Source organism: Marinomonas spartinae (assembly GCF_900089775.1).
GTDB classification, from domain to species: Bacteria; Pseudomonadota; Gammaproteobacteria; order Pseudomonadales; family Marinomonadaceae; genus Marinomonas; species Marinomonas spartinae.
Map to the genome: position 1 here is coordinate 442,785 of NZ_FLOB01000003.1, position 14,233 is coordinate 457,017.

The 14,233-nt window shown below is 43.0% G+C and carries 14 protein-coding genes; 8 read left to right on the forward strand and 6 right to left on the reverse strand.

Features of this window, described 5'->3' with window-relative positions; all coding sequences use genetic code 11:
* Window positions 1–2: 2 nt before the first annotated feature.
* The 4 genes from nuoC to MSP8886_RS09815 all read right to left on the reverse strand — a co-directional run bounded on the left by nuoC (window position 3) and on the right by MSP8886_RS09815 (window position 3,893).
* Window positions 3–1,802, reverse strand: a complete 1,800-nt coding sequence (nuoC, locus tag MSP8886_RS09800) for an NADH-quinone oxidoreductase subunit C/D (RefSeq protein WP_067015698.1) — start codon at window positions 1,800–1,802, stop codon at window positions 3–5.
* A 43-nt stretch (window positions 1,803–1,845) separates the two neighbouring features.
* Entirely contained in the window at window positions 1,846–2,520 is a 675-nt protein-coding gene (locus tag MSP8886_RS09805) for a NuoB/complex I 20 kDa subunit family protein (RefSeq protein WP_067015701.1), read from the reverse strand.
* Between the two features lie 15 nt (window positions 2,521–2,535).
* On the reverse strand, window positions 2,536–2,976 hold the full coding sequence (locus tag MSP8886_RS09810; protein ID WP_067015705.1) for an NADH-quinone oxidoreductase subunit A: 441 nt from the start codon (window positions 2,974–2,976) through the stop codon (window positions 2,536–2,538).
* 665 nt (window positions 2,977–3,641) lie between these two features.
* Window positions 3,642–3,893 (reverse strand): hypothetical protein, encoded by a 252-nt coding sequence (locus tag MSP8886_RS09815; RefSeq protein WP_067015708.1) that lies wholly within the window; start codon window positions 3,891–3,893, stop codon window positions 3,642–3,644.
* Between the two features lie 59 nt (window positions 3,894–3,952).
* Here MSP8886_RS09815 and MSP8886_RS09820 point away from each other — a divergent pair, with 59 nt between their 5' ends.
* The 4 genes from MSP8886_RS09820 to pdxH are packed head-to-tail and all read left to right on the forward strand — an operon-like array spanning window position 3,953 to window position 7,929.
* Entirely contained in the window at window positions 3,953–6,244 is a 2,292-nt protein-coding gene (locus tag MSP8886_RS09820) for a 7TMR-DISM family protein (protein WP_067015711.1), read from the forward strand.
* A gap of 53 nt (window positions 6,245–6,297) precedes the next feature.
* Window positions 6,298–6,639 (forward strand): histidine triad nucleotide-binding protein, encoded by a 342-nt coding sequence (locus MSP8886_RS09825; protein WP_067015714.1) that lies wholly within the window; start codon window positions 6,298–6,300, stop codon window positions 6,637–6,639.
* 13 nt (window positions 6,640–6,652) lie between these two features.
* Window positions 6,653–7,285 carry a 2-polyprenyl-3-methyl-6-methoxy-1,4-benzoquinone monooxygenase gene (gene coq7, locus MSP8886_RS09830; RefSeq protein WP_067015717.1) on the forward strand — a complete coding sequence of 211 codons (633 nt, stop codon included), beginning with the start codon at window positions 6,653–6,655 and terminating at the stop codon, window positions 7,283–7,285.
* A gap of 2 nt (window positions 7,286–7,287) precedes the next feature.
* Window positions 7,288–7,929, forward strand: a complete 642-nt coding sequence (gene pdxH / locus MSP8886_RS09835) for a pyridoxamine 5'-phosphate oxidase (protein ID WP_067015720.1) — start codon at window positions 7,288–7,290, stop codon at window positions 7,927–7,929.
* A 44-nt stretch (window positions 7,930–7,973) separates the two neighbouring features.
* Here the strand turns inward: pdxH and MSP8886_RS09840 are convergent, their stop codons facing one another.
* Entirely contained in the window at window positions 7,974–8,552 is a 579-nt protein-coding gene (locus tag MSP8886_RS09840; RefSeq protein WP_083200894.1) for an alpha-ketoglutarate-dependent dioxygenase AlkB family protein, read from the reverse strand.
* 28 nt (window positions 8,553–8,580) lie between these two features.
* On the opposite strand from MSP8886_RS09840, the gene MSP8886_RS09845 reads away from it, so the two are divergent.
* From MSP8886_RS09845 to yfaE, 4 genes are all read left to right on the forward strand, one after another.
* Window positions 8,581–9,300, forward strand: coding sequence for a heparan-alpha-glucosaminide N-acetyltransferase (locus MSP8886_RS09845; RefSeq protein ID WP_067015723.1), 720 nt, complete (start codon window positions 8,581–8,583; stop codon window positions 9,298–9,300).
* A gap of 308 nt (window positions 9,301–9,608) precedes the next feature.
* The gene (nrdA, locus tag MSP8886_RS09850; protein ID WP_067015726.1) at window positions 9,609–11,873 is read left to right on the forward strand and encodes a class 1a ribonucleoside-diphosphate reductase subunit alpha; all 2,265 of its coding nucleotides are present in this window, start codon (window positions 9,609–9,611) and stop codon (window positions 11,871–11,873) included.
* A 201-nt stretch (window positions 11,874–12,074) separates the two neighbouring features.
* Window positions 12,075–13,208 carry a class Ia ribonucleoside-diphosphate reductase subunit beta gene (gene nrdB / locus MSP8886_RS09855; protein ID WP_067015729.1) on the forward strand — a complete coding sequence of 378 codons (1,134 nt, stop codon included), beginning with the start codon at window positions 12,075–12,077 and terminating at the stop codon, window positions 13,206–13,208.
* A complete protein-coding gene (gene yfaE / locus MSP8886_RS09860) occupies window positions 13,189–13,488 on the forward strand; it encodes a class I ribonucleotide reductase maintenance protein YfaE (protein WP_083200895.1) in 300 nt (99 codons plus the stop codon). The genes nrdB and yfaE overlap by 20 nt, the downstream gene beginning before the upstream one ends.
* A 56-nt stretch (window positions 13,489–13,544) precedes the next feature.
* Here yfaE and MSP8886_RS09865 read toward each other — a convergent pair whose 3' ends face one another.
* Window positions 13,545–14,150, reverse strand: coding sequence for a CDP-alcohol phosphatidyltransferase family protein (locus MSP8886_RS09865; protein WP_067015732.1), 606 nt, complete (start codon window positions 14,148–14,150; stop codon window positions 13,545–13,547).
* Window positions 14,151–14,233 lie beyond the last annotated feature (83 nt).

Sequence of the window (14,233 nt, forward strand, 5' to 3'; positions counted from 1 at the left end):
GATTAACGGTCCACATCTGACATAACAAAATCAATACTGCCCAGATACACAATAAGATCGGATACCAAGCTACCACTAATCACTGATGGAATTTGCTGTAAATGAGGGAAGCTCGGCGTACGTACACGGGTACGATAACTGGTAGTACTACCATCACTGGTGAGATAGTAACTATTGATCCCTTTTGTCGCTTCAATCATTTGGAAAGATTCGTTAGCTGGCATCACAGGTCCCCAAGACACTTGCAAAAAGTGCGTAATCAAGGTTTCTATGTGTTGCAAGGCACGTTCTTTAGGTGGTGGAGTGGTTAATGGGTGATCCGCTTTAAACGGGCCAGACGGCATATTGTGATAACACTGAGTCAAAATTTTCAAACTTTGGCGAATTTCTTCCACTTTGAGCATGACGCGGTTGTAACAATCGCTCACACCACCGCCGACGGGAATCTCAAAGTCAAAGTTTTCGTAGCCTGAATAGGGGCGCCATTTTCGTACATCAAACTCTATACCCGTGGCTCGTAACCCTGCACCTGTCACCCCCCACTCCAAAGCTTCTTTCGCATTGTAGGTTGCCACCCCTTGAGAGCGGGCTTTAAGTACGGTGTTTTTAAGTGCCGCTGTCACATATTCTTCCAGACGTTTTGGCATCCAATCTAAGAAGGCTTTTAATAGTCGTTCCCAACCCCTTGGCAAATCATGGGCCACACCACCGATACGGAACCAAGCCGGATGCATACGAAAACCGGTAATGGCTTCAACTAAGTCGTATATTTTCTGACGATCCGTGAAGGCGAAGAATACTGGCGTCATAGCGCCTACGTCTTGGATAAAGGTTGAGATATAAAGTAAGTGACTGTTGATGCGGAATAACTCAGACAGCATGACACGAATCACTTCCACTCGCTCAGGCACTTTAATGCCTGCCAATTTCTCAACAGCCAAAACATAAGGCATTTCATTGACACAACCGCCTAAATATTCAATTCGGTCGGTATAGGGGATATAACTGTGCCAAGACTGACGCTCGCCCATTTTTTCTGCACCACGATGGTGGTAACCGATATCAGGCACACAATCGACAATATCTTCACCATCAAGTTGCAGAACAATACGAAACGCACCATGTGCAGAAGGATGGTTCGGCCCCAAGTTAAGGAACATAAAGTCTTCATTTTCTTTGCTGCGCGCCATTCCCCAATCTTCGGGGTTAAACGTTAGCGCTTCCATTTCGATCGCTTCTTTCTGACGAGTTAACTCAAATGGATCAAACTCTGTGGCACGAGCTGGGTAATCTTTACGTAATGGGTGGCCTTCCCATGTGTCAGGCATCATAATGCGACGTAAATTAGGGTGTCCAGAAAAGACAATACCGAACATTTCCCATGTTTCACGCTCATACCAATTGGCATTAGGAAACAGACTAACAATACTGGCTAGCTCTAGATCTTTTTCGCTTAGACCCACCTTGAACATAATGTCATGGTTACGCTCCATCGAAATAAGATGGTAGAAGACCGTGTAATCGACCCCATCAGGAATCTCTTCTCGATGAGTACGAAGGCGCTCATCTACACCATGGAGGTCATATAACATTGAGTAGGGTTTGGAAACGTTTTTCAAAAACAATAAAACGTCTTTGATACGTTCACGAGCAACCCACGCAATGGGCATTCCAGTTCGGCTTGGCTGTAATCGAAACACGGACTCACCAAACTTTTCGATAAGCTCACCAACCACGGGATCATTGCGATGGTCACTGGTCTGCCAAGACTCAGGTACGAGTTTACTTGTTGCTTTTGTCATTTTTGCTCACTATCTTGATAAGCCTAAAACAAATCTTGCCCGATTAAATTTCGTCCGGCGTTCTTAGGTTGGTGATGGCAATACGGTCATCGTGCTTACGTTCACGCTCTGGCGTCATGTTTGCCTTATAAACACCTTGATCGCCAACGACCCAAGACAATGGGCGGCGCTCTTTGCCCACAGCATCTTGCAGCAAATTTAGGGCTTGAATATAAGCCTCTGGGCGAGGAGGACAACCTGGAATATAAACATCGACGGGCAAGAATTTGTCTACGCCTTGAACAACAGAATAAATATCGTACATGCCACCTGAGTTAGCACAAGCCCCCATTGAAATCACCCATTTAGGCTCTAACATTTGATCGTATAGGCGCTGAATAACAGGAGCCATTTTAGTAAAACACGTGCCAGCGACGACCATAAAGTCTGCTTGTCTCGGTGACGCCCGCAATACTTCAGAACCAAAGCGCGCTACATCGTGAGCAGCTGTAAAAGAAGTGGTCATTTCAACATAACAACAAGATAAGCCGAAGTTATAAGGCCAAAGTGAGTGTTTACGGCCCCAATTAACCATGTCATGCATAGCATGCTCCAGCTTGCCTAGGTAAACACTACGGTGAACATGTTGCTCCAGCGGATCTCCGACAGTTTCTTTGGTTTCTAATGGATAGCGATCATCTTCGCCATCCAGATCAATGCGTGTAAGCGTATAATCCATGTTTTGACCTCGTGATTATTTGTGTGAACCGTCAACGATTTTGATGATTTCAGATTGCTTAATAAGTTCTTTTGATCGGGTAGGAGCCCAGTCCAGTGCTTTTGTTCGAATCAGATAGATCAAACCAACAAGCAATACAACGACGAAAGTGGTGGCTTCGACAAACCCCACCCAGCCACTTTCTCGTATAGAGACGGCCCAAGCGTACAAATACAAAGCCTCAACATCGAAAATGACGAAAAACATCGCCACCAAATAAAATTTGGCAGACAGTCTAAGACGAGCTGAGCCAACCGATGCAATACCTGATTCGAAAGGGGTATTCTTAGCACGAGCTTGCGCCCTACCGCCTAAGAAAGTCCCTCCTACCAACATGGCAGCACCTAAGCCTATAGAGACCACTATAAACACAGCAAATGCCCAATGATGGGCGATTACATCAACAGGTGTAGACATAGAAAACAACACTTAATAAATTGTTAGACAAAAACATCGACCCGTTGGGATAAGTCAATGCCATACTTTTTCTTGGAGGTTCGATTCAGGCAGAGGCACGAAATACCACCTTGCCCAATTCATTATTTACGGCGCAACAAAAAGTTTGCAATATTTATGATAATCATTATCATCTAAGAGATTCGATGATTCGACCCATAAGCCAAAACATTCTGTGCGTCACTTTGCTGGAAATCAGATGTATAAGAAACATCCACAGCGGACAATAGTTATCCTACTCGCATTATCTAGATCTCGTATAGCGCCATGACAGTCAGACAACAAAGCACCACAATCTTTCCTAGATAGAGGATATTTTGTCCTTTTTATTTATCAATACTAAACAAAAACTTTGTAAATATATTGTAAATTAAATAAAGACCTACTATTAAAGTCGGAATTGGCTTTGCAAAAAATAGATCTGTATGAATTAAAATATCTCAGCCCCTTAGACAAGGCGATAAAGCGAAGTACCTGATATTTCTTACTCAGAAGACAATACTGATGACAGGAAAAGCCAGACAGGAAACTGAAAAAGGCCTCCACTTAAGAAAACCTATTCCTTTTTTGAATATCGTTTAGCATGACAACATTGTGAGATTTACTCTCATGCCTGCACGGAGAATCTATTTCTTTAACTGTTGTTCTTTTTTATCTAACCATCTCTTAAAATAACGCCCAACTTCAAGAACAATGAGTCCAAAAATCACACCAGATACCCACTTAAAACCGAGCAAGAAACCAACCACGCTAATCAAAGCGTAACCATATAAATAGTTTCTTCTTGCCTCAGGGGTTTTCTGTCGTGTAAACCAAGTAATGACCAAGAGCAGTAAAGCGAATACAACATAGTATTGCTCTAAAATTGGATATAGCATTTCATCCCCTATCTAGTTAATAATGGTGGTCTTATAAATAAGACAACTGAGCTAGCGTTTTGTTTTCGAAACTGATTCTACTATTTTTATTACTGACTAGCAGCACTCTATGGGCGGCTAACGACATAGCATTGCTTGATGATAACCATCAAGACCTAAACATTGCCAAGTCAGCTCAATATTTAATTGACGAAAGTGGTCGTTTATCCATCCAAGATATCGCATCGGAAAGCTATTCCAAGCGCTTCTTACCGATCAACTCCGATTTTTTGCAGCTAGGATTGGTCAAAGGAAATGTCTGGGTACGCATTAACATCGCTATTCGCACAACCAAAAACGTGCCATCACTTTTGGATATCAACGCGCCTCGCCTTGAATATTTGGATCTTTATTTACCGACTATGTTTGGCGACCAAGTTCAAGCCTTGCTTGGCGAAGGTCGCCCTTATAGCAATCGACTCATTGAGCATCCCGATTACTTTTATCCCTTACCGACGAATGCTCCACCCGTTTTCACTGTCTACCTCAAACTGTCGTCCCATTTGCCAATCAATGTCCAGTTGAATTTGAAAACCTTATCTAAAGCAACGGTCGACTCACAAAGAGACTTTTCTCTGACCGGACTTTTGTTAGGCTTTTTAGTTATCCTATTTATTAGCAATGTCTTTTTCTATATAAAAAGCACTCATCCCATGTATATGGCATACAGTGTGCTATTGCTTTGTATTGCACTGTTTCACCTAGCTCTTCATGGGCAGCTTTATCAGTTTTTTCCTAATTCCATTGGCATCCAAGAGCGTATCTACAATTTCACAGCCCTTGCTGGTACAGCGGCCATTGTATTGTTTTCCAAGTTTTACCTAGATACACGATTGCAGTTTCCCAAGGTAGATAAATATTTAATTGCCTTAGCCTGCCTAAACCTTCTGTTTGCCATTATTTATAGCGCTTACCCAAATTCTCTAAATATTATCTATCTGTCACTGTTATCATTTATCTCTATCTCAGCTTTAACCATATTAGCCATTTGCGCCTTCGCTACGGGTACTCCTTTTTCTGGTTATTACCTAATTGCTCGAATCACGTTTTTACTTGGTTATGCCACTTGGCTCATGTCCGCTTATGGTATTATATCCAGTGCCGTCATTTATGAATGGGGGCTGACGATCACTGTTGTTCTAGAAACTATGATCTATTTTGTTGGTATGATCGCCCAACTAAACCCGTTGCTTAAGCGCCATGCTAATGTCGTGAACCATTCGCAAAATGACCTATTTGAACTGATCGCCGATATCTCTAGTCGCCTTCGTCGCCAAGTCAACATCATTGATAACGGATTAAAACATGTTCAAAAAACCTCTAGCCGGAGCCTCTCAAAAAACTTCATTTTCAATGGCTTGGCTGCGAGCAACAACTTAAAAAACCTGCTCGTACGGTTAGATAACATGTACTATGCGAGAGACAAAAATAGCTTTCCTCAACAGGATTCTTCTCCTCTGTTTTTGTCTAAATTGATTGATAACGCTTATAATCACTTCCAGCAACTAGATCAAGACAACTCGGTTATTGAGATTACCAGTGACAACACCAATCATTTGGAAATTTTGCATAATACAGAAGTAATAGAGCACTTGATTGAAACCATTTTACAAGAGTGTAAACACTTCACAGATCAAACTCTGACAGTCGATATCAGCCGTCGTGAACTCAGTCACGAAGGCAACACTATATTGGAGATAAACAGCTACCCATTACCGACTCATCTCACCTTGAATAATGATCTGTTTGATATGGGCATGAACTATATCCATATACTCGTCAACTCCTTAAATGGTTCCTGTGTGATATCTGAAGAAAATGGCTTTCATCGTCTCACCATTGAACTTCCTATTACTTGGCAGATACGGCACACCAACTTAAACACATTGGATAATGACACTTACTCCATTATTGTTTTTGGCCAACACAGTAATGACCTGAATCAAGCACTAGGAATTCTTCATTCTAACCTTAATGCTATCGAGCATTTTAACGACCTTGACGACTTGCTGGACTATTTAGATAAACCAGATCAACGCAAAACCATCAGCATCATCTTAGCCTTTGATCACGAGGGACAAATTCCTCACATCATCCACAAAAAAATACGCCCCTTGATGAAACTAGAAGATCAATGCTTACTGATTTCAGATAATGTTAAAATGTCGCGTGAATACGCTAAGACAATCGGTTTCGATGACTTGTTGCCCGTAAGCGATTTAGATAGCCATCTTGAAACGCAATTATCACGCCTAATTCGCAAGGGCGAGCGCTTAAGAGACGCTTCTTTGTCAAGAGTCAAACGTTCTTAAGAAGCACCTTGCTAGAATAAGCGCAATATCAATAATAGACACAAGAGGACAATATGGACTGTTTATTCTGTAAGTTAGTTAATGGCGATATCCCTGCTACCATTTTGTACCAGGATGATGATGTCATTGCCTTTGAAGACATCATGCCTCAAGCACCCAGTCATTTTTTAGTGATACCCAAAAGACACATTAGTACGCTAAATGACTTAACCGATGAGGATGCAAGCATTGTTGGTAAACTGCCCATTGCCGCCGCCAAAGTCGCCAAACAAATTGGCATCAGTGACGACGGCTATCGGGTTGTCATGAATTGCAATCAAATGGGGGGTCAAACAGTTTACCATATTCATATGCATGTACTTGGTGGACGTCAAATGACCTGGCCCCCAGGTTAAACAAGGAAATAAGATGTATTCTTTTTTAGATAGAGCGGTAATGCAATTTGATCGTGCATTACAAACGCTGATTCCCCACGTCGCAAAAGAACATCGCCCTTCGCCGGCGAATCAATACCCTGAAGCGACATTGAGTGAACAGGAACGTAAACACGCAGCTGGCTTAATGCGCATCAATCATACCGGTGAAGTCTGTGCACAAGCACTGTATGCAGGCCAAGCGACCACAGCAAAGCTAGAGACAGTTCGAGAAGAGATGGAGCACGCAGCGGAAGAGGAAATAGACCACCTCGTCTGGTGTGAAAAACGTTTGTATGACCTAAACAGTCGTCCTAGCCTTCTAAATCCATTTTTCTACGGCGCCTCTTTTGCTATTGGTGCAAGCGCTGGACTCATTAGTGACAAGCTGAGCCTTGGTTTTGTTGCTGCAACAGAAGATCAAGTCTGTGTTCACCTTGATAAACACATGTTGGAGTTACCTCATCAAGACAGAAAAAGCCAAGCTGTCCTCACACAAATGCATATTGATGAAGCCAAACACAAACAAATGGCACTCCAGTCAGGCGGCTATGTGTTTCCCAAACCAATCATGGCGCTCATGACACAGGTGTCAAAAATTATGACCCTGTCAACCTATAGGATTTAATTATGAATCGCGATCTACACTCTATTCGGCGTGACTATCAATTTGAAGATCTATTAGAAGACAGCGTTGGTAATGATCCATTTGCGTTTTTTGATCACTGGTTAGAACAAGCCATTGCCTCTAACCAAGAAGACCCAACCGCCATGACAATCAGTACAGTTGATGACTCTGGCCAACCCCACGCTCGTGTCGTTTTACTTAAGCAGCGGGACGATGCAGGTTTTTGCTTTTTCACTAATTACGACAGTGACAAAGGACAACAGTTAGCGAAAAACAACAAAGCCTGTCTAACTTTTTTTTGGCCAGCGCTATCTCGGCAAGTACGGGTCGAGGGAGAGATCAAAAAAATCAGCCGCGAAGACTCTGAACACTACTTCTCTAGCCGCCCTAGGGGCAGTCAGTTAGCCGCTTATATTTCAAAACAAAGTACCACAATCAATAATAGGGAGACGCTGAAAAACGCTTATAAAGAAGCGGAAGACAACTTTTCCAACCAAAAAGTCCCCTGCCCAGACAACTGGGGTGGGTATGTGTTAGCCCCAAATTACATCGAATTCTGGCAAGGACGCCCGAGCCGTTTGCATGACCGCCTGTGTTTTACCAAGCAGCTAGAAAGCTGGTTACGCGAACGTAAAGCCCCATAATCATCTGGGTGCTGAAACTAGATATTGTCAAACCAAAGGGCGTCCTATGGGTTCAACAGAGTGCGAAAAGTTAAACTGATACGCTCTTCTTGAACCCGTTTTCTTTTTGGCAAACAATGTTGCCATAGCACTTGCGTCGACGCTGACATCACTAGCCAGCTGCCGCCCTCTAATGCAATGCTATGTTTGACACTATGATCCCTTTTAAAGCGAAAGAGAAAGTCTCGGGTTGCCCCCAAACTCAACATAGCGATAACAGGAGCTGGCCCCAATATTCTTTCATCATCAGCATGCCACCCCATATAATCATCGCCATTTTGATACCAATTCAATAACACAGAGTTAAAAGGTTGGCCAGCAAGGTTTTCTGCTTGCGTTCTGATCTCTGCTAACCAATTTGGCCAACCTTTTCCGTAATGGTCTTTACCCGTGTAGCGATAACACAGCCCTGCATCCGCAATAAAAGCGACTCGCCTTGGCACGAGTACATCACGGCCAAACATTAACAATGACTCCTGCTCCCAAGCCAACGATGATTTTAGTTGCTCAAAAAGACCTGCTTGCGCTAACGGATTCAGTTCACTGCTTGAGCAGGCCAAGGAGTAACGGTATGATGGCTGCACTTCATTCACCTTTACATAATGGTCGACAATGCCCGAAAAACCTGCCTCTTTGAAAGCCTTCCGTAGCTCCTTGTTAGATACCTATCGAGGTCTTGGGGTGTTACTCATGATGATCTTTCACTTCAGCTGGGATCTGGGCAATTTTGGCTTTATTGAGTTTTCCCTTGCTAACCCTTTCTGGAATCATTTTCGCGACATTATCGTCACCATTTTTATTTCTGCTGTTGGCTGGTCCGCTTACCTTACGATGCAAAAGCATCATTCGATCATCTTATGGAAACGTGACCTTAAGCTTTTGCTCGCCATTATCATAATTTCTTTGGGCACTTACCTAGCCTTTCCCAATAACTGGATTTATTTTGGCATTTTGCACTTTATCTTCCTGCTGACATTTCTCGTCCGCCCCATGACGAAATGGCCAATTATATCGTTTATTATCGGCGCGATCATTGTACTGATTTACAACACTACCAACTGGCTGTCTTTCCCTAGTGTACTACCTTATATCGTCCATACCTTGCATCTTCCCACTAGCACGCTGGATATTGCCTTCCCATTCCCTTGGATTGGCGTTGCTTTAATCGGCATAGCACTTGGATACTTTAAGATTCATCAACTCCCCATCCCTGAGCACTTCGTTACCCGCATACTCGCTTGGATGGGACGCTATGCCCTACCTATCTACTTGCTGCATCAGTTAATTTTATTTACCTTAGTCGCGAGCGCCAAAATGGTGCTTAGCCATTAATTCAGATCAATGTTTGGGCAAGAAAAAATCGCTTTTGGACATATAAAAAAACATAAAAAAAAGCGCACTACATCTTGCCTATCATCGAGTTTCCACTAACCAAGGGCAACAGGGTAAGTAGCTACTCACAGAAAGGTTTCACTCCTATTTTAGCGTAATTTTCAAGCCTTGATTTTCAGAGCAATGCACACTATTGTTCTCGTCATCAGTATTAATACACACTACATCTAGTATGTCAGATACCAAACACACACTAGATACAGTTATCACCTCTTTTTTTACACATTGCACGAATGGGAAGTTAAGCCATGAGCACCCTCACAGTTACTAAGCGTAACGGTAAGACAGAAAACATCAATCTAGAGAAGATTCACAAGGTCATTACATGGGCGGCAGAAGACCTAGATAATGTTTCTGTGTCACAAGTTGAGTTAAAAGCACAAATACAGTTTTTTAATGGCATCCGCACTACCGATATTCACGAGACCTTGATTAAGTCCGCAGCAGACTTAATCTCTGAGAACACACCAGATTATCAGTATTTAGCGGCTCGTCTGGCTATCTTCCATTTACGCAAAAAAGCTTATGGTAACTTTGAGCCACCTCATCTTTATGACCATGTCAGAAACTTGGTTGAGCAAAATCGCTATGATCAAAGCTTGCTTGATAACTATACAAAAGCCGAGTTTGATGAACTAAATAACATTATTGATCACTCCCGTGATATGAACTTTTCCTATGCGGCGGTTAAACAATTAGAAGGTAAATATTTAGTTCAAAACCGTGTGACTGGCGAGATTTATGAAAGCCCGCAGTTCATCTATATTTTGATCGCAGCGTGTTTGTTTGCAAATTATGATAAAGCCACTCGTTTAGATTTGATTGGCCGTTTCTACGACGCCGTATCTAAATTTAAAATATCTCTCCCCACCCCAATCATGTCAGGTATTCGCACACCAACACGCCAGTTCAGCAGCTGCGTCTTGATTGAATGTGGTGACTCACTGGATTCCATAAATGCAACGTCCAGTGCAATTGTAAAATACGTCAGTCAACGAGCTGGCATTGGCATCAATGCGGGGGCCATTCGCGCTTTAGGTAGCCCTATTCGTGGAGGTGAAGCGTTCCACACCGGCTGTATTCCGTTCTACAAACACTTTCAAACCGCTGTTAAGAGTTGCTCTCAAGGTGGTGTTCGTGGTGGTGCCGCAACAGTATTTTATCCAATCTGGCATTTAGAAGTAGAAAGCCTACTGGTACTTAAAAACAACCGTGGTGTAGAAGAAAACCGTGTTCGTCATCTGGACTATGGCGTCCAGTTTAACCGTTTGATGTATCAGCGCTTAATCAAAGGGGGCAACATCACCCTGTTCAGCCCATCGGACGTACCTGGTTTGTACGATGCCTTCTTTGCAGACCAAGAAGAATTTGATCGTTTATACACTATGTACGAACAAGATCCTTCCATTCGCAAACAGACCGTTAAAGCATCAGACCTGTTTACCTTGTTCGCTTCTGAGCGTGCCAGCACGGGGCGTATTTATCTACAAAACGTAGACCATTGCAATACTCACAGTCCATTTGACCCAGCTGTTGCCCCTGTTAAACAGAGTAACCTGTGTCTTGAGATCGCTCTGCCAACCAAACCACTAAATCGCGTTGACGATCCAGAAGGGGAAATTGCCCTATGCACTTTGTCTGCCTTCAACTTAGGTGCGCTTGACAACCTAGACGAACTGGAGGAGCTGTCTGAATTGATCGTGCGAGCATTGGATGCCTTATTGGATTACCAAAATTATCCAATTCCTGCAGCTCAACGAGCCACTGAAATGCGACGCACTCTGGGTGTGGGTGTCATCAACTACGCTTATTACCTAGCGAAAAATGGCGTCAGATATTCAGACGGTAGCGCAAATGACTTAACTCATAAAACCTTTGAGGCTATTCAATATTACCTGCTGAAGGCATCTAACAAATTGTCTAAAGAATTTGGTCCATGCCTAGCCTTTGATGAAACAACCTATGCGAAAGGCATTTTGCCAATCGATACTTACAAAAAGGAAATCGACAACATCGTATCGAATGAGTTGACCTATAATTGGGAAACGCTACGTAAAGACATTGTGGAACATGGCCTTCGTAACTCTACTCTAAGTGCGCTGATGCCCTCAGAAACCTCTTCTCAAATTAGTAACGCCACAAATGGCATCGAACCACCACGCGGCTTCGTCTCTGTCAAAGCCAGTAAAGATGGTATCCTAAAACAAGTTGTTCCTGAATTCGAACGCCTTAAAGAGCAATACGAATTATTGTGGAGTATCCCATCGAACGATGGTTACTTACAGCTTGTGGGTATCATGCAGAAGTTTATCGACCAATCCATCTCGGCGAATACGAACTACGATCCACAGAAGTTCGAATCGCAAAAAGTGCCAATGAAAGTCATCTTAAAAGATCTACTAACGGCCTACAAACTGGGTGTGAAGACTCTTTACTATCACAACACACGTGATGGGGCAGACGACCAACAAGATGATATGGACGATTGCGCCAGTGGTGCGTGTAAAATCTAAGCCATAATATACAAGACAACACCTCACTGGCATGGGGTGTTGTCTTGTTTCATGTTTTGCAAACTTGCTTTTCGCAAAGCCGTGTTAGCAGTAGAATAGCGCCAGATACACGTACTTAAAATGACATTTAAAAAGTAAACACCACTGACACTAGCTGGTATCCGCTTTTTAACGCTACCTATTTAAGGAAACCGCCAAGTAATGAGTTACTCGACTTTCAACCGCAAACAGTTCGATAGCATGAAAGAACCAATGTTCTTTGGTGAAAACGTCAACGTTGCACGCTATGACCAACAAAAGCACCCTATTTTCGAGAAGTTAATCGAAAAGCAATTGTCTTTCTTTTGGCGCCCTGAAGAAGTCGACCTATCCTCTGACCGCAAAGATTTTCAAAAACTGGAAGAGCACGAGCAGCACATCTTTTTGAGCAATTTAAAGTATCAAACACTGCTAGATAGTGTACAAGGTCGCTCTCCCAATGTTGCTTTATTACCTATTGTTTCTTTGCCAGAATTAGAAACTTGGATAGAAACTTGGTCATTCAGTGAAACAATTCATAGCCGTTCTTATACGCATATTATTCGTAACATTGTGAACGACCCGACGAAAATTTTTGACGACATCACCGTTAACAAAGAAATCACCAAGCGAGCAGACAGCGTGTCTGTTTATTATGACCGCTTGATCGAAATGGTTAGCCTATACAATACCCTAGGGCTAGGAACGCACCACGTGCCAGAACATGGCGATATTGAAATATCCATGCGCTCTCTCAAAAAGGCCCTCTACCTGACAGTGGCCTCTGTAAACGTACTTGAAGCGATTCGTTTCTACGTCAGTTTTGCCTGTAGCTTTGCCTTTGCTGAACGCACCTTGATGGAAGGCAATGCTAAAATCATTAAGCTGATTGCCCGGGATGAAGCACTGCATTTAACAGGCACACAACACATGCTTAACCTGATGGCATCCGGTAAAGACGATCCAGAAATGGCCATCATTGCGCAAGAATGCAAGGAAGAGATGCGCAATATTTTTGTTGAAGCCGCAGAACAAGAAAAGGATTGGGCATCCTACTTATTCAAGGATGGCTCCATGATCGGTCTCAATGCGCAAATTCTTGGTCAATATGTGGAATACATCACTAACGTTCGCATGCAAGCCGTCGGACTGGATACCGCCTTCGAAACTAAGCACAACCCAATCCCTTGGATTAACGCGTGGCTAGTCAGTGACAATGTCCAAGTTGCCCCCCAAGAAGCAGAAATCAGCTCTTATCTTGTTGGACAAATCGACAACGATCTAAGCGAGTCTGACTTTGACGACTTTGACCTCTAATAAACCGGATAAAATACGAGATAAGGTTCATCGCGTTCTACTAGGGAAAAAGCAAATTCTGGTAACCGAAGATGAGCCTTTGCTTGTACAGTTGGAAAGAGAAGGGATCCACGTCGAATACCAGTGTCGTGAAGGTTACTGCTCTTCCTGCTCCATCAAACTATTATGGGGCCAGGTTGAATACCCTTTTGAACCCCTTGCTTGGGTGCAAAGTGGCTATATGCTGGCTTGCTGCGCGATCGTTAAAAGCGATATTGAAATTGCATTTTTTAGCGACTAGACGACTTCTCTAAGCACCTCCCTATCACATAAGACACTTCGCTCTTTTGGGTGTGATCATTTCAACGTTCGGTAGCCTGCATATAAACGGGTTGCCGTTGTTACCCAGCACATCAGACCGAAAATATAGGCGAATATGGAAAAATGCAAAGGATAGAGGCATATCAACACCAAAAACGCAATCGTCTCTGCCCCCTCTGTTAACCCACCTAAAAAGTACAAAGACTTTTTTCCATAATCCAAGCGCTCGATTCGACGCTTTTCGGCCATAATGGCAAACGCTAAAAAGCTACTGCCGGTTCCCATAAAAGAAAAAATCAAAAAGCTTGCCGCTAAAGCATTGGCGTCAGGGTTCATCAGAGCAAAACCAAACACCACCGCCGAATAAAAAATAAAATCTAGGGTAATATCTAAATAGCCCCCAAAATCTGATGGGGCTGTTATCCTTGCTACCGCCCCATCTAAACCATCCATCGCTCGATTGATCAACACAAACACTAATGCCAGAGACGCATTACCAAAATACAAGGCAGGTAACGCCAGCATACCAATCACAAAACCGATCACGGTAATCCAGTTTGCTTTGACACCGCATTTATCGACTACTAGGGCAATCAGGTGCAATGGCTGCTTTAAAACTTTGACAAAAAAGGTATCTAACATACTCAAGCGACCTTAATTCTATTGGGAGGTGAAAAGACTTGATACAATAGAGCGAATTAACTCATGCCCTATTAAAACACAAG

Excerpts from the sequence above, each read along its gene's own strand:
- pdxH (WP_067015720.1), top strand. The coding sequence starts at position 7,288 with ATGAATCGCGATCTACACTCTATTCGGCGTGACTATCAATTTGAAGAT.
- nuoC (WP_067015698.1), bottom strand. The coding sequence starts at position 1,802 with ATGACAAAAGCAACAAGTAAACTCGTACCTGAGTCTTGGCAGACCAGT.
- MSP8886_RS09865 (WP_067015732.1), bottom strand. The coding sequence starts at position 14,150 with ATGTTAGATACCTTTTTTGTCAAAGTTTTAAAGCAGCCATTGCACCTG.
- MSP8886_RS09815 (WP_067015708.1), bottom strand. The coding sequence starts at position 3,893 with ATGCTATATCCAATTTTAGAGCAATACTATGTTGTATTCGCTTTACTG.
- MSP8886_RS09810 (WP_067015705.1), bottom strand. The coding sequence starts at position 2,976 with ATGTCTACACCTGTTGATGTAATCGCCCATCATTGGGCATTTGCTGTG.
- nrdA (WP_067015726.1), top strand. The coding sequence starts at position 9,609 with ATGAGCACCCTCACAGTTACTAAGCGTAACGGTAAGACAGAAAACATC.
- nrdB (WP_067015729.1), top strand. The coding sequence starts at position 12,075 with ATGAGTTACTCGACTTTCAACCGCAAACAGTTCGATAGCATGAAAGAA.
- MSP8886_RS09825 (WP_067015714.1), top strand. The coding sequence starts at position 6,298 with ATGGACTGTTTATTCTGTAAGTTAGTTAATGGCGATATCCCTGCTACC.
- MSP8886_RS09845 (WP_067015723.1), top strand. The coding sequence starts at position 8,581 with ATGCCCGAAAAACCTGCCTCTTTGAAAGCCTTCCGTAGCTCCTTGTTA.
- MSP8886_RS09805 (WP_067015701.1), bottom strand. The coding sequence starts at position 2,520 with ATGGATTATACGCTTACACGCATTGATCTGGATGGCGAAGATGATCGC.
- coq7 (WP_067015717.1), top strand. The coding sequence starts at position 6,653 with ATGTATTCTTTTTTAGATAGAGCGGTAATGCAATTTGATCGTGCATTA.